Origin of the sequence: Lysinibacillus sp. YS11 (assembly GCF_002896375.1) — a bacterium.
Taxonomy (GTDB): domain Bacteria; phylum Bacillota; class Bacilli; order Bacillales_A; family Planococcaceae; genus Lysinibacillus; species Lysinibacillus capsici.
Genome location: NZ_CP026007.1, coordinates 4,365,037 through 4,388,769 on the forward strand (window position 1 = coordinate 4,365,037; position 23,733 = coordinate 4,388,769).

At 39.9% G+C, this 23,733-nt stretch carries 15 protein-coding genes, 6 tRNA genes and 3 rRNA genes; 3 read left to right on the plus strand and 21 right to left on the minus strand.

Annotated elements, in window-relative coordinates:
- Positions 1 to 50: 50 nt before the first annotated feature.
- A complete protein-coding gene (locus LBYS11_RS21880) occupies positions 51 to 1,640 on the minus strand; it encodes an ATP-binding protein (RefSeq protein WP_103118986.1) in 1,590 nt (529 codons plus the stop codon).
- 606 nt (positions 1,641 to 2,246) lie between these two features.
- Here LBYS11_RS21880 and LBYS11_RS21885 point away from each other — a divergent pair.
- The gene (locus LBYS11_RS21885) at positions 2,247 to 2,501 is read left to right on the plus strand and encodes a GlsB/YeaQ/YmgE family stress response membrane protein (protein WP_016991561.1); all 255 of its coding nucleotides are present in this window, start codon (positions 2,247 to 2,249) and stop codon (positions 2,499 to 2,501) included.
- Positions 2,502 to 2,749: 248 nt separating this feature from the next.
- On the opposite strand, the gene LBYS11_RS21890 is transcribed toward LBYS11_RS21885, so the two are convergent.
- The 16 genes from LBYS11_RS21890 to LBYS11_RS21965 form a co-directional block, all read right to left on the minus strand.
- The gene (locus LBYS11_RS21890) at positions 2,750 to 3,514 is read right to left on the minus strand and encodes an SDR family oxidoreductase (protein ID WP_066037914.1); all 765 of its coding nucleotides are present in this window, start codon (positions 3,512 to 3,514) and stop codon (positions 2,750 to 2,752) included.
- A 347-nt stretch (positions 3,515 to 3,861) separates the two neighbouring features.
- Complete coding sequence (locus tag LBYS11_RS21895) at positions 3,862 to 4,350, minus strand: DinB family protein (RefSeq protein ID WP_103118987.1); 489 nt, start codon at positions 4,348 to 4,350, stop codon at positions 3,862 to 3,864.
- A 1,065-nt stretch (positions 4,351 to 5,415) separates the two neighbouring features.
- The gene (gene glmS / locus LBYS11_RS21900; protein ID WP_054549731.1) at positions 5,416 to 7,218 is read right to left on the minus strand and encodes a glutamine--fructose-6-phosphate transaminase (isomerizing); all 1,803 of its coding nucleotides are present in this window, start codon (positions 7,216 to 7,218) and stop codon (positions 5,416 to 5,418) included.
- Positions 7,219 to 7,812: 594 nt separating this feature from the next.
- Positions 7,813 to 8,328: a type 1 glutamine amidotransferase domain-containing protein gene (locus LBYS11_RS21905; protein WP_054549732.1), complete on the minus strand. Its 516-nt coding sequence runs from the start codon at positions 8,326 to 8,328 to the stop codon at positions 7,813 to 7,815.
- A 127-nt stretch (positions 8,329 to 8,455) separates the two neighbouring features.
- The gene (gene glmM / locus LBYS11_RS21910) at positions 8,456 to 9,808 is read right to left on the minus strand and encodes a phosphoglucosamine mutase (RefSeq protein ID WP_103118988.1); all 1,353 of its coding nucleotides are present in this window, start codon (positions 9,806 to 9,808) and stop codon (positions 8,456 to 8,458) included.
- A 214-nt stretch (positions 9,809 to 10,022) separates the two neighbouring features.
- A complete protein-coding gene (locus tag LBYS11_RS21915; protein ID WP_103118989.1) occupies positions 10,023 to 11,099 on the minus strand; it encodes a CdaR family protein in 1,077 nt (358 codons plus the stop codon).
- Complete coding sequence (gene cdaA / locus LBYS11_RS21920; RefSeq protein WP_009370548.1) at positions 11,092 to 11,928, minus strand: diadenylate cyclase CdaA; 837 nt, start codon at positions 11,926 to 11,928, stop codon at positions 11,092 to 11,094. Before cdaA ends, LBYS11_RS21915 begins: the two co-directional genes overlap by 8 nt.
- Positions 11,929 to 12,077: 149 nt before the next feature.
- Positions 12,078 to 12,704, minus strand: a complete 627-nt coding sequence (locus LBYS11_RS21925) for an anti-sigma factor family protein (RefSeq protein WP_009370547.1) — start codon at positions 12,702 to 12,704, stop codon at positions 12,078 to 12,080.
- Between the two features lie 13 nt (positions 12,705 to 12,717).
- On the minus strand, positions 12,718 to 13,281 hold the full coding sequence (gene sigW / locus LBYS11_RS21930; protein ID WP_004225410.1) for an RNA polymerase sigma factor SigW: 564 nt from the start codon (positions 13,279 to 13,281) through the stop codon (positions 12,718 to 12,720).
- Positions 13,282 to 13,414: 133 nt separating this feature from the next.
- On the minus strand, positions 13,415 to 14,320 hold the full coding sequence (rocF, locus tag LBYS11_RS21935; RefSeq protein WP_004225412.1) for an arginase: 906 nt from the start codon (positions 14,318 to 14,320) through the stop codon (positions 13,415 to 13,417).
- Between the two features lie 185 nt (positions 14,321 to 14,505).
- Positions 14,506 to 14,578: transfer RNA gene (locus LBYS11_RS21940), tRNA-Lys, on the minus strand.
- Positions 14,579 to 14,591: 13 nt separating this feature from the next.
- A tRNA-Gln gene (locus LBYS11_RS21945) sits at positions 14,592 to 14,666 on the minus strand.
- A 14-nt stretch (positions 14,667 to 14,680) separates the two neighbouring features.
- Positions 14,681 to 14,764: transfer RNA gene (locus LBYS11_RS21950), tRNA-Tyr, on the minus strand.
- An 18-nt stretch (positions 14,765 to 14,782) separates the two neighbouring features.
- Positions 14,783 to 14,858 (minus strand) — tRNA-Val (locus tag LBYS11_RS21955).
- A 55-nt stretch (positions 14,859 to 14,913) separates the two neighbouring features.
- Positions 14,914 to 14,988 (minus strand) — tRNA-Glu (locus tag LBYS11_RS21960).
- 113 nt (positions 14,989 to 15,101) lie between these two features.
- A tRNA-Asn gene (locus LBYS11_RS21965) sits at positions 15,102 to 15,178 on the minus strand.
- 269 nt (positions 15,179 to 15,447) lie between these two features.
- Between LBYS11_RS21965 and mbcS the strand changes: the two genes are divergently transcribed.
- Positions 15,448 to 17,034 (plus strand): acyl-CoA synthetase MbcS, encoded by a 1,587-nt coding sequence (mbcS, locus tag LBYS11_RS21970; RefSeq protein ID WP_066037912.1) that lies wholly within the window; start codon positions 15,448 to 15,450, stop codon positions 17,032 to 17,034.
- A gap of 116 nt (positions 17,035 to 17,150) precedes the next feature.
- On the opposite strand, the gene rrf is transcribed toward mbcS, so the two are convergent.
- The 3 genes from rrf to LBYS11_RS21985 form a co-directional block, all read right to left on the minus strand.
- A 5S ribosomal RNA gene (rrf, locus tag LBYS11_RS21975) occupies positions 17,151 to 17,266 on the minus strand.
- Positions 17,267 to 17,335: 69 nt separating this feature from the next.
- Positions 17,336 to 20,263: ribosomal RNA gene (locus LBYS11_RS21980) — 23S ribosomal RNA — on the minus strand.
- 181 nt (positions 20,264 to 20,444) lie between these two features.
- Positions 20,445 to 21,996, minus strand: a 16S ribosomal RNA gene (locus LBYS11_RS21985).
- The 16S, 23S and 5S rRNA genes sit together here, the layout of an rRNA operon.
- 270 nt (positions 21,997 to 22,266) lie before the next feature.
- On the opposite strand from LBYS11_RS21985, the gene LBYS11_RS21990 reads away from it, so the two are divergent.
- Positions 22,267 to 22,923, plus strand: coding sequence for a hypothetical protein (locus LBYS11_RS21990; protein ID WP_004233766.1), 657 nt, complete (start codon positions 22,267 to 22,269; stop codon positions 22,921 to 22,923).
- Positions 22,924 to 22,959: 36 nt separating this feature from the next.
- On the opposite strand, the gene LBYS11_RS21995 is transcribed toward LBYS11_RS21990, so the two are convergent.
- Positions 22,960 to 23,634, minus strand: coding sequence for a KinB-signaling pathway activation protein (locus tag LBYS11_RS21995; protein WP_054548969.1), 675 nt, complete (start codon positions 23,632 to 23,634; stop codon positions 22,960 to 22,962).
- Between the last annotated feature and the right edge of the window lie 99 nt (positions 23,635 to 23,733).

The window sequence follows — 23,733 nt, forward strand, 5'->3', positions numbered from 1 at the left end:
GTACCTCCAACATCAGGAGTACTGTAGATTATCTCATTGAGTAAGCTTCATTATTTCGGTAGGAATACCGTGAAAATGGCCCCACCGTTTTTGTCATTTTTTACTTCTACTGTTCCACCTAAAGATTCTACAATTTGTTTAACATTAAATAAACCGTACCCCCTATTTTTTCCTTTAGATGAACTACGTAAATCAAATATAAAATCTAACATATCTTCAGCAATTCCCTTTCCGTTATCTGCTACTTCTATAATGATATCACTCCCAATTCCTGTAATTGAGAAAGACACCCTTCTCTCTTTTCGATCGGCTACGGCATCAAATGCATTATCAATAAGATTTCCAATGATTGTGATGATATCCGTGATTTCAATGTGACTTGGTAAGACATCTACATAACTATCAGGATCAATTTCAAAGGCAATCTTCTTTTCCGATGCATTGCCCAGTTTCCCTAATAATATAGCTTGAACATTTATATCTTGAATTTGATTAAATAGGATTCGGTTTTGGTGTTGGTGATTGGCTGACTCCTTTTGTATAAATTCAAACGCATCCTGATATCTCTCTAATTGGATTAATCCTGATAATAAGTAAAGTTTATTTGAGTACTCATGCGTTTGCGCACGAAGTCCCTCAGAATATGCGCGAACCTCTGTGATCGTATCAATAAGCTTTTTAAGCTCCGTTTTATCACGAAAACTAGAAACCACACCCATAATCTTTTCATTTTCGATAATGGGAATAAAATTAAAAATAAATACTTTATCATTAATTAATATCTCTACATTATGAATGGGCTTACCTTTCTGTAATACATGATCGATATTAATTGCTGGTAAGACAAATTGAATATGTTCACCAATAGAGGATTCATTCTTGAGGTTCAACATTGAACTAGCAGAATGATTGATTAAGGTTAAGAAACCCTTTTGATCGATTGCAATGATTCCTTCCTTTACTGATAACAGAATGGCACTTCTTTCTCTATATAGTGAGGAGATTTCATGCGGTTCCAATCCCATAGTATCTTTTCTAATACTTTTGGTTAAAAAAATACCACCAATGATTCCTAAAATTAAAACAATCAGAGAAGCAATGAGAATGGACTTAATTCGTTTATAAATATTTTGAAAGATTTCTTTTTCTGCGTATTCAACCGATACGGTCCCAATTACACGAGTATATTCTCCATTGTCTGCTATGATAGGAACCTTTCCTATTAAAACAGAACCACTCTCTCGTTCCAATTCAAAATTATTAGAACCACCAAATATTAACCCATAATTATTTGTATGATCAAAACTCTTCTGACCAACCTGACTTGGGCTTCTGTGCGAATAAATAATCTTCTCCCGATCTTCAATAATAATATTTTCTGCATTTACCTGATCTATTACTTGCTCAGCAATTGGACGAAAACGTAGCTCTAAATCACTTTTCCCAATGGATTCTTTAAGTTCTGGCATAAGAGAGATTGTCATAGCCGTTTGCAATGCCAATTGTTTAACTTGAGTCCTTGCATCGACATATTGTAAATAAGCAAATATACTGGCGAGCAGAAAAACAATAAAAAGAATTAACGTGCTAATCAATCCCAATATTTTTGTTTGTAATGGTATCTTTTTTTTGTTCAATATACTTAACCTTCACCCTTTTCAACTAGTATAATTCATATAACTTTCATCCTACTTTTATTTAAATCCCTTTGTTGCCATATTTAAGAGAATATAACTTAGCTCATGGTAATTTGACTGTTATGATTGTTTTAACTAGAAAAATCATAAGAACTTACTAAATATCAGAGGAAAACCTAGTTTGAATCCAGCTTAATTTCTAGATTATACTATATTTCAAAGGAATTTTAGAATGCATAAAATTCTTCCACCAAAATCGGTGGAAGGTTTATGTAAATCAATAATAAAATCTTATACACACATCAGGAAAGTCCTGTTGTTAATCCATGCTTATACGCTAAGTCTCCATTTTGTAATTCTTGGTTAAAATAAACTTGTGATTTGATATTGGATTTCGGCGTTCAGGATGAAAATAGAATAAACATGAATTTATTACTATCATTAAAATAAAGATGCTCCTCTTATTACAGAAATGCGCCAATGTCTGATATCTCCCTTGAAACTTCCCCAAATTTTTATTTTTTCTCTCCTTATAGTTTGAAAGAGTTCAAAAAAGGTTATAAAACACTATAACAAAATATTTAAAATACAAAATAGGAGATGGATAGTATGAGTTTCATTTGGTTTTTAATAATTGGCGGGCTTATCGGTTGGCTTGCAGGTATAATTTTGGGTAAAGATATCCCAGGTGGAATTATTGGTAATATTATTGCAGGTATTATCGGCGCATGGATTGGTGGTATGCTTCTTGGAAGTTGGGGTCCTAAAATTTCCGATTTCTATATCTTCCCTGCCCTCATTGGAGCAATTATACTAGTTTTCATTTTGAGTTTAATTCTGAAATCATTGCGTAATGCTTCGTAAGCTAAATAGATCTCTTAATCTATTACTATACGATTAAGTGAATCAGATGTAACCAATAATAAATGGTGACTGTGCTTATAACAAAAAAGCGGCCTTCCACATCATATCTGTGGAGGACCGCTTTTACTTTGTTTTTAATTAACTTAACAATTCTCCGCTCCGTGAATTCAAGATGAACAGAACAGCCTATACAACAATAGCGCCTGATTGAGGAGGACTATGCCATACAAAGCTTGATAATTAATGTTCTATAGATGTGATCCTCCACTTGCATCGAGCAATTGACCAGTTACCCAACGGCTGTCTGATGAAGCAAGAAAGGCGGCAATATCTGCCACATCCCCGGGCTCTCCCCATCTGTTGAAAATTGAAAGACCAGCCGCATATTTTTGTCCATCAAGGTTTTTCAAAGTCTCAGCATTCATTTCTGTATTAATAATCCCAGGTTGGATGGCGTTTACCGTAATATTCCGGCTCCCTAGTTGTTTGGCTAGAAGACGCGTAAACGTGTCGATTGCACCTTTGGACATACTGTACGTGAAGACACTTGGTGAAGCTGCACGTGTCACAAAAGATGAAATATTAATAATACGCCCCCCATCTTTTAAACGTGGCAAAGCTTGCTGAGTAACAAAAAGTGGTGCTTTAACATTTATCTTCATTACCTCGTCAAATGATTCTTCCGTCGTCTCTTCTAAACTGATAATTTGACCAATTCCAGCATTGTTGACAAGAATATCGAATCCGCAACCGCCCATATATTCCCGAATAGTATCATCCAAAGTAGTAAATAAATCTTGAATACCATCTAGAGTACTAAGGTCAGCACCAATCGCCAAAGCATTTCCTCCGCTTTGTTCGATCTGGTGAACAACTGCTTCTGCCTCAGTACGTCTTTTCCCATAATGAACGACGACAAAGGCTCCCTCTTGTGCCAGACGCAATGCAATACTGCGGCCAATTCCTCGACTTGATCCTGTAACTAAAGCGATTTTGCCTGTTAACTTACCCATGCTTCCATCTCCTTGTTCAAACATAGTTAGATTACATAGAGAATTATATCAAGGGGCATTATTTGAAATGTTGCTCTCCTATTCGGTTTCAAGGTGTGTTTCGTTATGGATAAAAACACCCCTTTAGAATAATAGTATCCAAAGGGGTAAAATGGTGTAATTTATTTACAAACGGTATGACTTTATTTAAAACCCAAAACACATGGCTTTGGAATAAAGATTGATCAAAATGAAGGTACTCTTTATAGATAAGTATGATTTTTATAAAAAAGTTTGATCATTTTTCAGCTATGTTGTTCAACAATTGCGCCCGTCAATGGAATAACTGTAAACCTAATGAAGCTTTTTTAAAAGCTGCGTTTCCCTGCCCAGGCTCCTTGCATTTTACTGAGGAATACAATTTGCCCAATATGATATGCATTGTGCATTGCTAAACTCTTCAGTTCAAGCACTAATGGATTGTCATCGGGAATTGGTCTATACAAATCTTCAAGTTCTGATTTTGCTAGTATTTTTTCTAGTTCACGATGAACAGAAAAGTATTCTTGTCTTGTTTCCTTCCAATTTAGAAAGGTCTCAGTTGGTAATCGATATGTAGCGTCATTATTTTCTGCCTTTGGTTCATTTGCTGTTTCACCAAGAAAGCGTAACAGAATTCTCTTTTCATAGAAAAGTAAATGACAAACTAATTCCCAAATGGAATGTGCCCCCTCTACTGGTTTCCAAATTGCCTGTTCCAAAGTAATATTCTCAAGTACTTTTTCAAGTGGTGGGAACCAGTCTTCTTTATCTAAGCAGCTTGCCCATTGTTGTAACAAAAGTGTCCTTACATCCATTTTATATTCTCTCCAATCATCTATATGGCATAACTAATAATTTCGAGAAGAATCATCTGATTACCTTCCTTATTCCACAATCTGGCCCTTTAGATAAAGAAAGACGCATTCCTTGATAAAAGTGCTGGTTCCCCTTACCTTTTGTAAGAGTTGATTAGATTAAATCTGACTTACATTACTTGAAAAAAACCTCAAACTTATTTTATAAATTTGTTCTTTTTCTTTTTTCTTTTAATACAATTCTTTGAATACTTTCCTGCTTCGTTAGTTTAAGTACATTACTTCGCAATCGGTTTTACATAAATATCAAATAAAAAAATTATCTAACCTCTAAAAAATATATAGAGGAGAGCCGATTCTAGTCAATTTTTATTACAAACTTACGTGGCATATAAATGGATTTTCATGATGTGTGGGATATACATCTGCTTATTCCCTTGTGAAGATAGAACTGTGACATAGGCTGTATTGTTCAAGGGCAATAACTTGATTGTTCCTTCAACCTATCCAAATCGCCATTCTTCCAATACTGAATTCTAACAATACTATGCGTTTGTACAGCCATTTGGATTTGATGTGCGGATTCTTTAAAGTCATATTCATCATGTTTTGGCTCTGGTATAATATTATCTTCAGCCTGCCGTTCACGCAGTGGCTACACATGTTCAGGTAGCATCACCGCTGTCTGTCTATTTAATCGTACCACGATCTCGGTTTCTTTTTATATCCGTTTTATCATCCAACGAATAAGAACGCCTGTTTCCACTTTATATAGGGATGATTAAAAAAGTATAGCAATGACATTTATCAATTTTTTGGTTAAAGAACATTTCCAAATTTATTCCGACTAATAAATGTGGATTTATGTCAATTTTAATTATAAATAGCTTATGTAGTTTTATAATTATTTTTATAATTTATGACTATTATGAATAGGTCAATAAGAAAAAAGAAAACCTTGATACAGCAAGCATTCTAGCTGTATCAAGGTAATATTTGATGTCATTTTTAATTATAATTATGTGACAAGATTAATTATAACTCAATTAAATCTAATTTTTGTTCTTACTCAACAGTTACCGATTTAGCTAGGTTACGTGGTTTATCTACATCACAGCGGCGGTGAAGTGCAGCATAGTAGCTAATTAATTGTAAAGGTACTACTGATACAAGCGGTGTTAGTAATTCATGAACATGCGGAATGACTAAACGGTCGCCATCTTCATCAATGCCTGCCATCGCGATAATACATGGATATGCACCACGAGCTGCTACTTCTTTGACATTACCACGGATGTTTAATCCTACTGAAGCTTGTGTGACAAGCGCAAACACAGGTGTACCTTCTTCGATTAAGGCAATTGTTCCATGCTTCAGTTCTCCACCAGCAAAGCCTTCTGCTTGGATGTACGAAATTTCTTTTAGTTTTAAGGCACCTTCAAGGCTGACATAGAAGTCCATATTACGGCCAATGAAGAATGCGTTGCGTGCGATTTTTAAGTAATCTTCTGCAATGTCTTCTAACACATCTTTTGAATCAATAATTGTTTGGATGCCATTAGCGGCAATCGCAAGCTCTTGTTTTAAATCAAATTCTAAGCCTTTGCCATTTGCCTTTGCTGTCACATAGGCTGCTAATGCAAGTACTGCTACTTGTGCCACATAAGCTTTGGTAGAAGCTACAGCAATTTCTGGACCTGCATGTAATAACAATGTATGGTCAGCTTCACGTGATAACGTAGAGCCAGGTACATTTGTAATCGTTAATGTTGGATAGCCCAACTCTTTAATTTTTACAAGTACTTGACGACTATCTGCTGTTTCCCCTGATTGTGTAATGAAGATAAATAATGGTCTTTCTGAAAGTAATGGCATGTTATAGCCAAATTCACTAGAAATATGCACTTCTACAGGGATACCAGCCATTTTTTCAAAATATTGTTTACCAATAAGACCCGCATGATAGCTTGTGCCCGCTGCAATAATATATAAACGATCTGCTGCTCGTAAGGCTTCTAAAATCTCCGCATCAATCGTTAAATCACCGTTGTCACCTTCATATGCTTGAATGATTTTACGAATAACTGTAGGCTGCTCATCCATTTCTTTTAACATATAGTGTGGATATGTGCCTTTTTCAATATCACTCATATCAAGCTCAGCAGTATATGGTGCACGCTCTACTACAGTACCATCTAATTTTGTAATTTCCACACTTGCTTTGTGTACGATAACTACCTCTTTATCGTGAAGCTCTACGTATTGATCTGTTACCTGTAGCATCGCCATTGCATCTGACGCAACAACATTGAAACCTTCACCAATTCCAACTAGAAGTGGTGATTTATTTTTTGCTACAAAGATTGTATCTGCTGCCTCTGCATCTAATAATGCCAGTGCATAGGAGCCATGTAATAGAGACAATGTTTTACGGAAGGCGTCTGCAGTGCTTAGACCATCTTTCACAAATAACTCTACTAATTGCACAATAACCTCTGTATCTGTATCAGATTTCATTGGAATGCCTTTTAAATATGTTTTTTGCAATAAGTGATAGTTTTCAATAACCCCATTATGCACAAGTGTAAAGCGTCCTGATGCACTTTGATGTGGGTGAGCATTTAAACGATTTGGCACACCATGTGTTGCCCAACGTGTATGACCAATACCAATTTTCGCAGCAACATCTTCATCTACCGCTTCTCGTAAATCTGCAATACGCCCTTTTTCTTTGAAAACCGTTACGCCTTCCTCGTTACGTACTGCAATACCCGCTGAATCATAACCACGGTACTCTAGCTTTTCTAAGCCTTTTAATAGAATTTCCTTTGCATCTGATTCACCAATATATCCTACAATTCCACACATAATTCTCGTCCTCCGATAATGTCAATTTAATGCAATGACAAACTAGGCCTCATCCTATCGATTTTTTTGAATGTATAAGCGAAGCTTTATTTTTATAAAAATAAAGCACTCCAATACACACAAGCTACTCAGCCAACTGAATAGAGATCTTCGATATGTGAAGCTTCATCTATTTATCTATTGCTTTTACAATACCTTCTCCACTTTCTGTACATTCAATCACTCAAATGCTTTCAAAATGGAAAATGACAATCGGGTATGTCGATTGGGAGGCATCCGCCGAATTTTCGATAAACCTCCACCTCGTCTGCTGAAGATCTTTTCGTCCGATTTCTTCAGCTCAGGCGCTATAATTGTTTTCCGATTTTACGCTTTCTTCCCTCCTTAGGCGTTCGTTAAAGGATAAGGTCGGACCTCATCTTCAACTTCTCCATCATACTCAATCATATGCTATCCGTCAAATTTTCGTTATAAAAAACACCTAGTCCTAAAGCTTTTTCGTGACAAATATGTAGACAAAGCGATACATAAGCACTTTGATAAGCATTGTAATAGAAATTAGGCACAAGCATTTAAAATGCTTGTGCCTATCCTTTATTTACTGTCTAATAATTTAACAATTTCTCTATTAAATGCAGGAAGATCATCTGGCGTTCTACTTGTTACAAGCTGTTTTTGACAGACAAATACTTCTTCATCATGGAAGATTGCCCCTGCATTTTCTAAATCCACTTGGATGGATTTATAACCTGTGGCGTCACGCCCATTTAATGTCTTTGCAGTAATAAGAAGTTGTGGTCCATGACAAATGGCAAAGGTAGGCTTCATTTCATCCATAAAGGACTTTGCAAATGCTACTATACGATCATCCGCACGTAATATATCGGGAGAAAAACCACCAGGAATAAATAATGCATCGTAATCTGTAGCTTTTACTTCATCAATGCCTTTATCAATTTTCACGGACTCTCCATGCTTACCCTTAACTTCCTTGCCTGCTTCGATATCAATTGTTACTAGCTGATGCCCAGCTGCTTCCAAAGCTTCTTTAGGGCTTGTAAACTCAATGTCCTCAAACATATCTGTTATAACTGTAGCAATTTTAGCCATATCAATTAAACACTCCTTGTTATTGTGACTCCTAATTACTGTTCCCCATCTCGCTTATTTAAAACATTCCTTTCAAATAAGTAAACCCGATTTCCTGTTTACGGAAATCGGGTTTACACTCTATTTCTTATTCTGTTAGGCCCATTTCTACACGTACAACATCTGCAATACGTTCTACAAAACGCTCGCAATCCGTTTCTGTTGCTGCTTCCACCATGACACGTACTAATGGCTCTGTACCTGAAGGACGTACTAAAACACGACCATTTCCAGCCATTTCAGCTTCTACCTCTGCAATTACTGCAGCTACTTTCGCATTATCAGTCACAGCATGCTTATCTGTTACACGCACATTGACAAGACGCTGAGGGTAGATTTTCATTTCAGCTGCAAGTTCTGAAAGCTTTTTACCCGTCGCTTTCATAATGTTGACAAGCTGAATTCCTGTCAGTAAGCCATCACCTGTTGTATTAAAATCTAGAAAGACGATATGCCCTGATTGCTCGCCACCTAAATTGTATTCATTCGCACGCATTTCTTCCACAACATAACGATCACCTACAGCTGTTTGTACACTTTGCATACCATTGTCAGCCACAGCTTTATAGAAGCCCATATTGCTCATTACTGTTGAAACAATTGTTTGCTTCTTTAAACGCCCCACCGCATTTAAATGCTTACCAATGATAAACATAATTTGGTCACCGTCAACAATTTTTCCGTTTTCATCTACAGCAATTAAACGGTCTCCATCGCCATCAAAGGCTAAACCAACATCTGCACCTTTTTCAGTAACAAATTTAGCTAGTCCTTCTGGATGTGTTGAGCCTACACCATCATTGATATTTAAGCCAGTTGGAGAAGCACCCATTGTAGAAATGTCAGCTTCTAAATCAGCAAATAAATGTGTAGCTAAAGATGAAGTTGCACCATGTGCACAATCAAGCGCTACATGGATACCATCAAATTCTTCATCCACTGTTTGCTTTAAGTATTGAATATATTTTTGACCACCTTCGAAATAGTCACTTACTGATCCTAAATCTGCTCCTATAGGACGTGGTAATGTATCCTCTTGCGCATCAATTAACGCTTCAATTTCCGCTTCCTGTACATCTGTTAGCTTAAAGCCATCAGGACCGAAAAATTTAATACCGTTATCTGCAACTGGGTTATGTGAAGCTGAAATCATGACGCCTGCATCTGCGCTCATAATTCGAGTAAGGTATGCCACACCTGGTGTTGAAATAATACCCAGACGCATTACCTCTACCCCAATTGATAAAAGACCAGCCACAAGTGCACCTTCAAGCATCTCGCCTGAAATACGTGTGTCACGACCAATTAAAACCTTTGGACGGTCAGTTGCATCTTTTGTTAAAACATAGCCGCCTATACGACCAAGTTTAAATGCAAATTCTGGTGTTAATTCACTATTCGCGACGCCACGGACGCCATCTGTTCCAAAATATTTACCCATTCTACTTATTCTCTCCTTCAATGCAAGACAGTGCCTAGTGAGTTTCTATCAAGCATTAGACACTTGTCCGCTTACTTTTGGAAAAGTCTGCTTTTGTTCATTTCATTGGTAATTATTAATATTCCACTCTGCCAGTTTGTTTGATGAAACCTGAATTACAAACCTGATTGGATTTTTGATTTAGAATCAAAATAAAATTATAGTCACATATTGTTTAAGAATCAATATCTTCCGATTCCTCAGTTGACGTATTTTTATCAGTTGTAGTACTCTCATCTGTCACATCAGGTTCTTCAGTTGGAGGTGGCGTTTCCTCTGTAGAAGCTGGTGTTTTCTGCTGTTCTTCTTGTTCAACCTTTGTAATATCTGCCTTCACTTTTATTTTCTTGTCAGATATTTTTGTCACACCATCTGGTAATTTTACATCAAATTCATAAGTTTTGGACTCAGTAATTTTTGACAGGTCAACTGTTATTGGAATGGCTGTTAAACTGTCAATAATTGATTTTCTACCATACACTTTGATCATTTTCGGTGTAAATGTTAATGAGTTAATGGTAATGTCTTCGGCAGCTTGCCCTGTTTCCTTAAGGACAACTGGGATCTCTCGACTATACTCCGCTATATCTACTTGAACTTTCACAATTTCAGGTTCAATAGTCACGTCTAACTTATTTAAATCTCTATCTAATACTTTTACAGCTGCTTCCTGCGTGAATGATTGCTTCAAGCCCTGCTCTCCTGTAACAGTTGCTTTTACATAACTAATGCTTTCAATAGCACTTTTTGCACCTGTTACATAAACAGTTGGCGGGTTGGCCGTCATTTCTTTTAAGATAAAACCTTCTTCGATTAAACGTTTGTTCATTTCAGGGTCCACTCGGAACTCCTGCGTGACCTTTTCCTCAATATTCACATGAACAGTTGCAGGGTCTAATGTCACCTTTAACTTTTCTGAAATATTTTCGTATTGCAGTTTTACATCATGCTCTCCCAGCAATAAATTGCTCAAATCCGCAAATATAGAAAAATCCTTAGCTCCCTTTGCTTTTAAAACCAATGCCATCGGACCTTCTATTGTTACATCCACAGTTTCAGGTAAACCTGTCACAATAAGATTCTCATTATCGTAATAAACATCCACTGGAACATCACGAATAACATCCGTTTGTTCATTTGAGGTAGCTTTATTTAAAGGTGACAACTCAGTACGCACTGAGAAAAAAAGCAAAAACGCTAAAAATAGCGCGATGATTCTAAGTACCCAAGGGCTATCCATCATTTTATCCATTCTTTTTCCCCCTCCAAGTCAACTTAGAGGATGCATTTGATTCTTGTACTGATCCGAACCACATTTTTCTTAATAATGTTTCAAACTCCTCTAGAGATAGATTTCGATGGAGATTACCATTTAATGTTATACTAATTGCGCCTGTTTCTTCTGACACAACAATTGTAATAGCATCTGTAACTTCACTTAAGCCAAGAGCAGCACGGTGGCGTGTCCCTAACTCTTTTGAAATAAATGGGCTTTCAGATAAAGGTAAATAACAAGCCGCTGCTGTAACTTTATCTTTTTGCATAATAACAGCCCCATCATGTAGCGGGGTATTTGGTATAAAGATATTAATCAGTAATTCTGATGAAATTTCAGCATTTAGCCCTATACCTGTTTCAATATATTCATTAAGACCTGTTTCTTTTTCAATAGAAATTAACGCACCTATTCGACGTTTAGCCATATAACTTACAGACTTCTTCATAGCCTCAATAAGTCTTGTTTGTTCTTCTTCTTCTTGACTTGATGAACGTTGGAATAGCTTTCCTCGTCCAATTTGTTCTAAACCACGTCTGATTTCAGGTTGGAAAATAATAATAATCGCTAGGAAACCAAACTCAATAACTTGTTGTAGCATCCAGCCAAGTGTTTGTAACCCTAAAAGGTCTGTTGCAATTCGTGCAATAATAATGACGAATATTCCCTTAAGTAATTGGACAGCCTTCGTACCTTTAATGAGGGTTAAGACTTTATAAACAACGTACCAAACGAGCAGTACATCAATGAAGTTAATAACAATATTCACAGGTGTTAAATCCGTGAAATGTTCGATAATTTGCACGTGGCATCCCCCACTTTTCATTACGAATCCATACACATTCAAGTATATCACATTCTTATCAAATGTAACTTTTTTCAAATAAAAAGTCTACTCAGAAGAGTAGACCTTTCAGCCTCTCACGTGCACTATTTTTTAGGACGTATAGAGTGTTATTTAGTTTCTTCTTTTTCCTCAAATGTCATGGCTGTCTTAACAGAATTTTTAATTGTATACCATAACCATTCAAATACTTCGTCAATTTCTTCGATTCTCCCTGAAACTACCGCTGAAGATGCCATATATTGCCCGTTGATTACTGTGACGTTGCCATCAACTTCACCTTCAACAATCAAATCGCCATTTTTCACAACAATATCGCCTTTTACCACTTCTCCTTCAGGGACAATCACTGTTTGACCATCCACAACTAAATTAGGTTGCTTGGTCACCGAGAAATGCTGGTCATCCATGAAGCTACCCAATAATGTAGCACTCATGAATAAGCAAAATACTGCTGCTGCCACAAAGAACGGATGCCGGCGAATCCATTTTTGTATACCTACTCGACTTTTTGGTTTTGGTAAACGAGCCATAACTGCTGCTTCAAAACTCGGAGGCGCTGTAATGTGGGAAGCACTCTTCACAAAGGCGATTGTTTCACTCAATTCTTGCATCAACTGTTTACAATCATTACATGTATGCAAGTGTTGTTTCAACTCTTGCTCATGCTCACGACTAATGTCACCGTCTAAATAATCATGCATATAGTCTATAATATGCTCTGGACAAGTATTCATGACGCTCCCCCTCCTACAGATTGTTTAATTGCTTACGTAATGCCTCACGTCCGCGGTGAATCCTCGTTTTCACCGTTCCAAGCGGCATATCTAAAATCTCGCTAATCTCTTGTAACGATAACTCTTCTATATATTTCAATACTATAACCGAACGGTATTTATCCGGCAATCGTCCAATTTCATATTGAATGCGATCTTGCAGCTCCATTTGTTCTAACTGCTCCTCTGGTAGCTGGTCATCTGCTGCGATTTGCGAATACATATCAAGCCCTTCTGTACCAGCTACTTCTGCATCTAAATAATAATCCGGTTTCTTTTTTCGAATACGGTCAATGCAGAGGTTTGTCGCTATGCGATAAAGCCACGTTGAAAACTTTCTTTTCTGATCAAATGTATGCAAGTTCATATAAGCTCGCACAAAAGCCTCTTGAGCAATGTCTTCAGACTCTTGTTTGTTGCCTAACATTCGATAGCATACTTGGTACAGTTTGTGCTGATAGAGACTCACAATATCGGCAAATGCGTTTTGATCGCCTTTAAGCACTTGTTTTATTCTCTTATTTACTAACGCATCCATTGTGTTGACTTCTCCACCTTTACAACTGTCTTATACTATACGAAGCACCAATAAGAAAAGTTTCGTTTTAATTCAATTATAGCAAAAGATTTTTATGCAATGTGGCAACAGGCAATTTTTTGTCAAATTTTCTTTAAACTAGTGTTTCGCCAAATAAAGATCCCATTAATGCAACAGCCACATTTGCTGTTGTATTCTTTTCATCTAATATAGGATTTACCTCTACAAACTCTGCTGAAGTTACCATGCCTGATTCTTGTAACATTTCCATTGCTAAATGGCTTTCTCGGTACGTAATTCCGCCTGGAACTGGTGTACCCACACCTGGCGTATAAAGTGGATCTAATCCGTCTAAATCAAGTGATAAATGTAAGCCATCAACATTTCGTTCCTTTAAATAAGCAAGTGCATCTTCCATCACACGTGTCATGCCAAGTCGGTCGATTTCATGCATTGTATATACTTTAATTCCTTGTTGACGTATCAATTCACGTTCTCCTGGGTCTACTGAACGAGCTCCAATAATAATCACGTTTTCTGGCTTAATTTTTGGAGCATAGTTGCGAATTTGCACTAAACGTTCATGTCCTAGCCCAATACTAACAGCTAACGGCATCCCATGTATATTGCCTGAAGGTGTTGTTTCAGGTGTATTTAAATCTGCATGAGCGTCATACCAGATAACACCGAGATTTTTGTAATGCTCACCTAATCCAGCTAATGTTCCAATAGCAATGCTATGGTCTCCACCAAATACGAGTGGGAATTTCTTTTGTTCCACTACTTCATGCACACTATTTGCTAATGCAGTACTAACATCTACAACTTCCTCTAAATTTAGTAATTTTTCATCCACAGCTCCGTCAGCAAGCTTTTGACTAACACGAATATCCCCTTGATCCTGTACATCGTGTCCGATAGCCTCTAAACGTTCAACAATACCTGCATATCGAATAGCACTTGGTCCCATATCTACCCCACGGCGTGTTTGTCCGTAATCTGTTGGTACTCCAATAATAGAAATATTAAGTTTATTCATGTTTTTATACCCCCTAAAAGTTATAAGATTATTGTAAAGCCTACATACCACTTGGCTCAACTCGACAAAAAGTTGTATATTTATTCATTTATAAATAACATAAAAAAATCTCCTACTGTTTTCAGCAAGAGATTAGTTATCTGTAGTTAATTTAACACTTTTGAATAATTTTCATTCTAAAAAAGTGAGCCATGAAGGACTCGAACCTTCGACCCTCTGATTAAAAGTCAGATGCTCTACCAACTGAGCTAATGGCTCATAAAAGAAAAAATGGCTGGGGTACTAGGATTCGAACCTAGGCATGACGGAATCAAAATCCGTTGCCTTACCGCTTGGCTATACCCCAATCATTTATAAAACTGGTGGAGGGGGACGGATTCGAACCGCCGAACCCTAAGGAGCGGATTTACAGTCCGCCGCGTTTAGCCACTTCGCTACCCCTCCGAAATAACACAATAAGAATGGTGGAGGATGACGGGCTCGAACCGCCGACCCTCTGCTTGTAAGGCAGATGCTCTCCCAGCTGAGCTAATCCTCCATAGAAACAGGTGTTATATCACAGTTTATATTCTTTATAAAGCCTATGTTTTAAATGGTGACCCCTACGGGATTCGAACCCGTGTTACCGCCGTGAAAGGGCGGTGTCTTAACCACTTGACCAAGGGGCCAATATTATGTCTCAAACAAGACAAGAATTATAATAACATTTTTCATTAATAATTGCAATGCTTTTCCACAAATTTTTTTATGTATTATAGCATTTGAAAAAAGGACAAAAAAATGGCTCCGAAGGCAGGACTCGAACCTGCGACAACCTGATTAACAGTCAGGTGCTACTACCAACTGAGCTACTTCGGAACAATGCTATTCACTTTGGTTTTAGACAACCTCTTAAGTACATTTATTATTATAGCAAGCATTATAAATAATGCAACACATTTTGTGAAAATTTTTATATTTTTTGTCGAAGTATCCTCCTATATTCGTCTGAAAGCATAATAGTTCTCTATTAATTCTAATATTTCTATTTAACGTACTAAATATTCTTGCTGTATATTATTGTAATTGTTAAAATAAAAATAGTTTTATGAATTTTCTATCAAATTTTCTGGGGGAGGATGTTCAAGATGGTATCAAATGATTTAATTGCACCTGAATTTTATAACATCACAGAGGAATTAGAAAAGTTTTCGCAAGATAGTGATCGCCAAGCAATACGTTGGTTAAATACACAACAAGAGAGACGTACAGTTTCTTATGTGGAGCTTAACCAAAAAATGAATCAATACGCAAACGCTTTTACGGAGAAGGGGCTTCAAAAAGGTGATCGTGTATTAGTTATTATTCCTCGACTTCCAGAAGCCTATTTCGTTTTTCTAGGCTGCTTAAAGGCTGGTATCGTACCCATTTCATGTTCAGAGATGCTACGTGCAAGCGATTTAGAATATCGGATGGAACATTCTTCTGCTAGTGCAGTTATTGCTTATGAGGCTTTTACTAGTGAAGTTGATCAAATTGCTTCTTCTGTAGACGCATTGAAAAATAAACTAGTGATCGGTGCTGCGAAAGGAGATTGGACTTCTTTAGATGAATTAGCAAGCAGCCAGCCAGCTACATTTACAGCCGTAGCTACTACACGTGATGACATGGCATTCCTTTCTTATACATCTGGTACAACTGGTAAACCTAAAGGCGTTGTTCATTCACATGGCTGGGGATATGCACATATTAGAACTGCAGCTTCAAAATGGCTTTGTGTACGTGAAGGAGACCTCGTGTGGGCAACAGCTGCTCCTGGTTGGCAAAAGTGGATATGGAGTCCTTTTTTATCCACAATCATGCTCGGTGCTACTGCATTTGTCTATCATGGTGGATTCGATGCAAAAACCTATCTTCAATTAATGCAGGATGAAAAAGTTAATGTTCTATGTTGTACACCGACTGAATACCGAATTATGGCGAAAATCGATAATTTACAAGACTACAATCTATCATCTCTACGTAGTGCCGTTTCTGCTGGTGAACCTTTAAATCGTCCAGTTATCGAAACATTTATGAATCATTTTGGACTAAAAGTACGTGACGGCTATGGACAAACAGAAAACACATTATTAATTGGTACACTCGAAAACACAGAATTACGTCCTGGATCTATGGGTGTTCCAACTCCAGGTAATATTGTACGTATTATCGACAATGAAGGGAATGAAGCGCCAGTTGGAGAAGTTGGTGATATTGCTGTTCACAAATCTTCACCAGCTTTATTTAAAGAATATTATAAAGAACCAGAGCGCACACAAGCTGCATTTCGTGGGGATTGGTATATTACAGGTGATCAAGCAAAATGTGATGAAGACGGTTACTTCTGGTTTGAAGGTCGTGGAGATGACATTATTATTTCATCTGGTTATACGATCGGACCATTTGAAGTTGAAGATGCATTAAACAAACATGAAGCTGTACAAGAATGTGCAGTTGTAGCTGCGCCAGATGAAATTAGGGGGCATATTGTAAAGGCATTTGTTATCTTACGAGAAGGCTTCAAAGAATGTAATGAAGAGGAGTTAACAAAGGAGCTACAGGAGCATGTAAAAGCGTTAACAGCCCCTTATAAATACCCTCGTAGTATCGTCTTTATTGATGAGTTACCAAAAACGACATCAGGGAAAATTCGCCGTATCGAACTGCGAGCTACTACAGTTCATACGCATTAAGTTAAGTATCAAAACAAGAAGGCATCCTCAATGGGTGCCTTCTTTTATGTATTTATAAATAAATAATCGGCTCAAAAAAAAAGCCACTACTGAGTGTATCAGTAGCGACTTTTTGCGCCTAGCGACGTCCTACTCTCACAGGGGGAAGCCCCCAACTACCATCGGCGCTAAAGAGCTTAACTTCCGTGTTCGGTATGGGAACGGGTGTGACCTCTTTGCCATCATCACTAGACTTTGTATTTAATTGAAAGATTTGCTCTTTCAAAACTGGATAAACGGTGCATTGAATGCTTCAAACGTTTTGGTTAAGTCCTCGATCGATTAGTATTCGTCAGCTCCATGTGTCACCACACTTCCACCTCGAACCTATCTACCTCATCGTCTTTGAGGGATCTTACTTACTTGCGTAATGGGAAATCTCATCTTGAGGGGGGCTTCATGCTTAGATGCTTTCAGCACTTATCCCGTCCACACATAGCTACCCAGCGATGCCTTTGGCAAGACAACTGGTACACCAGCGGTGTGTCCATCCCGGTCCTCTCGTACTAAGGACAGCTCCTCTCAAATTTCCTACGCCCACGACGGATAGGGACCGAACTGTCTCACGACGTTCTGAACCCAGCTCGCGTACCGCTTTAATGGGCGAACAGCCCAACCCTTGGGACCGACTACAGCCCCAGGATGCGATGAGCCGACATCGAGGTGCCAAACCTCCCCGTCGATGTGGACTCTTGGGGGAGATAAGCCTGTTATCCCCGGGGTAGCTTTTATCCGTTGAGCGATGGCCCTTCCATGCGGAACCACCGGATCACTAAGCCCGTCTTTCGACCCTGCTCGACTTGTAGGTCTCGCAGTCAAGCTCCCTTGTGCCTTTACACTCTACGAATGATTTCCAACCATTCTGAGGGAACCTTTGGGCGCCTCCGTTACCTTTTAGGAGGCGACCGCCCCAGTCAAACTGTCCGCCTGACACTGTCTCCTGCCCCGCTAAGGGGCATGGGTTAGAATTTCAATACAACCAGGGTAGTATCCCACCGACGCCTCCTTCGAAGCTGGCGCTCCGAGATCTCTGGCTCCTACCTATCCTGTACAAGTTGTACCAAAATTCAATATCAGGCTACAGTAAAGCTCCACGGGGTCTTTCCGTCCTGTCGCGGGTAACCTGCATCTTCACAGGTACTATAATTTCACCGAGTCTCTCGTTGAGACAGTGCCCAGATCGTTACGCCTTTCGTGCGGGTCGGAACTTACCCGACAAGGAATTTCGCTACCTTAGGACCGTTATAGTTACGGCCGCCGTTTACTGGGGCTTCAATTCGCAGCTTCGCTTGCGCTAACCACTCCTCTTAACCTTCCAGCACCGGGCAGGCGTCAGCCCCTATACGTCACCTTACGGTTTTGCAGAGACCTGTGTTTTTGCTAAACAGTCGCCTGGGCCTATTCACTGCGGCTCTCATGCGCTTGCACGCTCAAGAGCACCCCTTCTCCCGAAGTTACGGGGTCATTTTGCCGAGTTCCTTAACGAGAGTTCTCTCGCACACCTTAGGATTCTCTCCTCGACTACCTGTGTCGGTTTGCGGTACGGGCACCTCTCACCTCGATAGAGGCTTTTCTTGGCAGTGTGAAATCAGGAACTTCGTCCATACGGACTCGCCATCACAGCTCAACGTTACAGTGTGCGGATTTGCCTACACACACGCCTTACTGCTTGGACGCGCACAACCAACGGCGCGCTTACCCTATCCTACTGCGTCCCCCCATTTCTCAAACGGTGAGGAGGTGGTACAGGAATATCAACCTGTTGTCCATCGCCTACGCCTATCGGCCTCGGCTTAGGTCCCGACTAACCCTGAGCGGACGAGCCTTCCTCAGGAAACCTTAGTCATACGGTGGACGGGATTCTCACCCGTCTTTCGCTACTCATACCGGCATTCTCACTTCTAAGCGCTCCACCAGTCCTTCCGATCTGACTTCAACGCACTTAGAACGCTCTCCTACCACTGACATCGTAGATGTCAATCCACAGCTTCGGTGAATCGTTTAGCCCCGATACATTTTCGGCGCAGCGTCACTCGACCAGTGAGCTATTACGCACTCTTTAAATGATGGCTGCTTCTAAGCCAACATCCTGGTTGTCTGTGCAACGCCACATCCTTTTCCACTTAACGATTACTTTGGGACCTTAGCTGGTGGTCTGGGCTGTTTCCCTTTTGACTACGGATCTTATCACTCGCAGTCTGACTCCCGTGTATAAATATCTGGCATTCGGAGTTTGTCTGAATTCGGTAAACCGGGATGGCCCCCTAGTCCAAACAGTGCTCTACCTCCAGTATTCTCATCACGAGGCTAGCCCTAAAGCTATTTCGGAGAGAACCAGCTATCTCCAAGTTCGATTGGAATTTCTCCGCTACCCACACCTCATCCCCGCACTTTTCAACGTGCGTGGGTTCGGGCCTCCAGTAAGTGTTACCTCACCTTCACCCTGGACATGGGTAGATCACCTGGTTTCGGGTCTACGACCACGTACTATTTCGCCCTATTCAGACTCGCTTTCGCTGCGGCTCCGCCTTCTAAAGCTTAACCTTGCACGTAATCGTAACTCGCCGGTTCATTCTACAAAAGGCACGCTATCACCCATTAACGGGCTCTAACTACTTGTAGGCACACGGTTTCAGGATCTCTTTCACTCCCCTTCCGGGGTGCTTTTCACCTTTCCCTCACGGTACTGGTTCACTATCGGTCACTAGGTAGTATTTAGCCTTGGGAGATGGTCCTCCCGGATTCCGACGGAATTTCACGTGTTCCGCCGTACTCAGGATCCACTCAGGAGAGAACGAACTTTCGACTACAGGGCTTTTACCTGCTCTGGCGGACCTTTCCAAGTCGCTTCATCTAACTCGCTCTTTTGTAACTCCGTATAGAGTGTCCTACAACCCCAAGAGGCAAGCCTCTTGGTTTGGGCTCTTCCCGTTTCGCTCGCCGCTACTCAGGGAATCGATTTTTCTTTCTCTTCCTCCAGGTACTTAGATGTTTCAGTTCCCTGGGTCTGCCTTCAAGACGCTATGTATTCACGTCAAGATACTACGCGATTAAACGTAGTGGGTTCCCCCATTCGGAAATCTCCGGATCAAAGCTCACTTACAGCTCCCCGAAGCATATCGGTGTTAGTGCCGTCCTTCTTCGGCTCCTAGTGCCAAGGCATTCGCCGTGCGCCCTTAATAACTTAACCAAGTTATTAAGCCTATAAAAAACTTAAAAAATAAATGTGTTTGTTACAATTTCAATGTCGTTTTATCCAGTTTTCAAAGAACAAGTTTTGAAGTGTTTCATTCAAATAGAATGAACCTTCAAAACTGAACGCAAAACGTAATCTTACAAACCCAAGGTTTGTATTCCGAAATAATCCTTAGAAAGGAGGTGATCCAGCCGCACCTTCCGATACGGCTACCTTGTTACGACTTCACCCCAATCATCTATCCCACCTTCGGCGGCTGGCTCCAAAAGGTTACCTCACCGACTTCGGGTGTTACAAACTCTCGTGGTGTGACGGGCGGTGTGTACAAGGCCCGGGAACGTATTCACCGCGGCATGCTGATCCGCGATTACTAGCGATTCCGGCTTCATGTAGGCGAGTTGCAGCCTACAATCCGAACTGAGAACGACTTTATCGGATTAGCTCCCTCTCGCGAGTTGGCAACCGTTTGTATCGTCCATTGTAGCACGTGTGTAGCCCAGGTCATAAGGGGCATGATGATTTGACGTCATCCCCACCTTCCTCCGGTTTGTCACCGGCAGTCACCTTAGAGTGCCCAACTAAATGATGGCAACTAAGATCAAGGGTTGCGCTCGTTGCGGGACTTAACCCAACATCTCACGACACGAGCTGACGACAACCATGCACCACCTGTCACCGTTGCCCCCGAAGGGGAAACTATATCTCTACAGTGGTCAACGGGATGTCAAGACCTGGTAAGGTTCTTCGCGTTGCTTCGAATTAAACCACATGCTCCACCGCTTGTGCGGGCCCCCGTCAATTCCTTTGAGTTTCAGTCTTGCGACCGTACTCCCCAGGCGGAGTGCTTAATGCGTTAGCTGCAGCACTAAGGGGCGGAAACCCCCTAACACTTAGCACTCATCGTTTACGGCGTGGACTACCAGGGTATCTAATCCTGTTTGCTCCCCACGCTTTCGCGCCTCAGCGTCAGTTACAGACCAGAAAGTCGCCTTCGCCACTGGTGTTCCTCCAAATCTCTACGCATTTCACCGCTACACTTGGAATTCCACTTTCCTCTTCTGCACTCAAGTCCCCCAGTTTCCAATGACCCTCCACGGTTGAGCCGTGGGCTTTCACATCAGACTTAAAGGACCGCCTGCGCGCGCTTTACGCCCAATAATTCCGGACAACGCTTGCCACCTACGTATTACCGCGGCTGCTGGCACGTAGTTAGCCGTGGCTTTCTAATAAGGTACCGTCAAGGTACAGCCAGTTACTACTGTACTTGTTCTTCCCTTACAACAGAGTTTTACGATCCGAAAACCTTCTTCACTCACGCGGCGTTGCTCCATCAGGCTTTCGCCCATTGTGGAAGATTCCCTACTGCTGCCTCCCGTAGGAGTCTGGGCCGTGTCTCAGTCCCAGTGTGGCCGATCACCCTCTCAGGTCGGCTACGCATCGTCGCCTTGGTGAGCCGTTACCTCACCAACTAGCTAATGCGCCGCGGGCCCATCCTATAGCGACAGCCGAAACCGTCTTTCAGTCTTTCACCATGAAGCAAAAGAGATTATTCGGTATTAGCCCCGGTTTCCCGGAGTTATCCCAAACTATAGGGTAGGTTGCCCACGTGTTACTCACCCGTCCGCCGCTAACGTCAAAGGAGCAAGCTCCTTTTCTGTTCGCTCGACTTGCATGTATTAGGCACGCCGCCAGCGTTCGTCCTGAGCCAGGATCAAACTCTCCATAAAAGAAATTTGATTAGCTCAAATTGTTTTGCTGGCATCATGTTTGATGTCCAAAATTTTTGTTTTGTTCACTAACCGAAGCTAGCTACTTAAAACCTTATTGATTACGTTTTGCTTGTTCAGTTTTCAAGGTTCATGTTTCTTTATTTCGTTGTCACCTCTTGGCGACTTATACATAATAACATCGATTATTCATGAAAGTCAACACTAAATCATAAGTTTTTTTAAAGAGATTCATTTTTTATTTTAAATTTTAGAAACGAGGTTATCATTATGGTCCGTAAAACGTTGATTTCGCTGCTTTTAATTGTAATGCTCTTTGCCTTTTTAAAGCCTATAAATTCAACGATGATTTCTGTATTTAATATTGCGAATGCACCAGTAGTGGTCACAAAAGGACATTATGGCACATCTCTTATTGTAGAGATCTCTTTCTCTGATGACTCTCTATTAGAATGGCTCCAAACGGTGAAAGAGCCTTATCCACTTCTACTTTTAGATGCTGATTGGATAAAACGGTCACCCGATCATTTAAAAATTATCCAACAACGAAAATTGCCTACAGGATTACTTGGGCCGGATGATTCAGTAGAAGAACCCATTGACATTGCGCTCATCCAAAAGGATATTGATACTTACGAAAAATATTTAAAAGAAAAACCTTTATGGTTTGCTACCCGAAATCATCAATATTCACAGGATTTACAGAAAGCCTTATTCCAACAACAAATGAATTTACTATCTCCTTCGCTTATTTGGCAAGGTGAAAAAACTCCGAAATTACAAAAAGGTGATTTTGTCTTTTTCCCGCTCCATCAAAATAATCAAATATCCTTTAAAGAGCTTAACACTCTCATACAACAGCATAAGTTTATGTCGATTGAAGAAAATATATTTGGTTATAAGGTTCAAACTAAAAAAGCGCCATAAAAAAATTGCCTCCAATACAGCGAGGCAATTTTTTCCTTATGCGTTTTTAGCCTGTTCACGACGAGCTTGGCGTCGTGCTTCTAATTTTTGACGATCTTCATCAGATTTTGCATTATATTTAGGTAATACTAATAATTGATACGCATTAACCGCCAATAATGGGAATAATAAAAGCGCAACATACTCATTAATATTTTCATCGCGACCCATCAAGGCAATTGTCCATTCCAACGTTGTAATGACAATCATAAAGAATAGTGCCGAAATCATTACATGTTTTTTCCCTGTTAATTTTACTTTTTGAACAGCTGTTGCTATTGCCCCAAAAATGAGGACAATTAATAGTCCTACATAGAACAACCAGCTTTGCCCATCCTTCACACCAGGAATAAAGCGGAAGAAAATTATATCGAAAATCGTTATGGCAATTAATAATAGCTGTACCCAATTCCATAATGTCAGTGTTCTAAAAATATTAACACCTACCTGATGAAGTGTTAAATAAGCAAAAAAGCCAGCTTGCGCTATAACACTCATTGTAAACCCTAAGAAAACCATCCATAAAAGTCCAGCGAAAAACTCACCCCATTGACCGTTTGCTATGTATGGTTGGAAGAATTCCCAGCGAATAAATAAACTAAAAACTCCGTTGACTGCACCACCAACGAGCATTGCAAAGAAGAAAAACTTTGCCCAATTTCGTATCGTCACAACTAAAAGTCCCCCAATTTCTCAATATATCTGTCCTTATTTTATCAATGCCTTGTTAAAAAAGCTATTTCTCATCCTAACCAATACATAAAGTCCTGA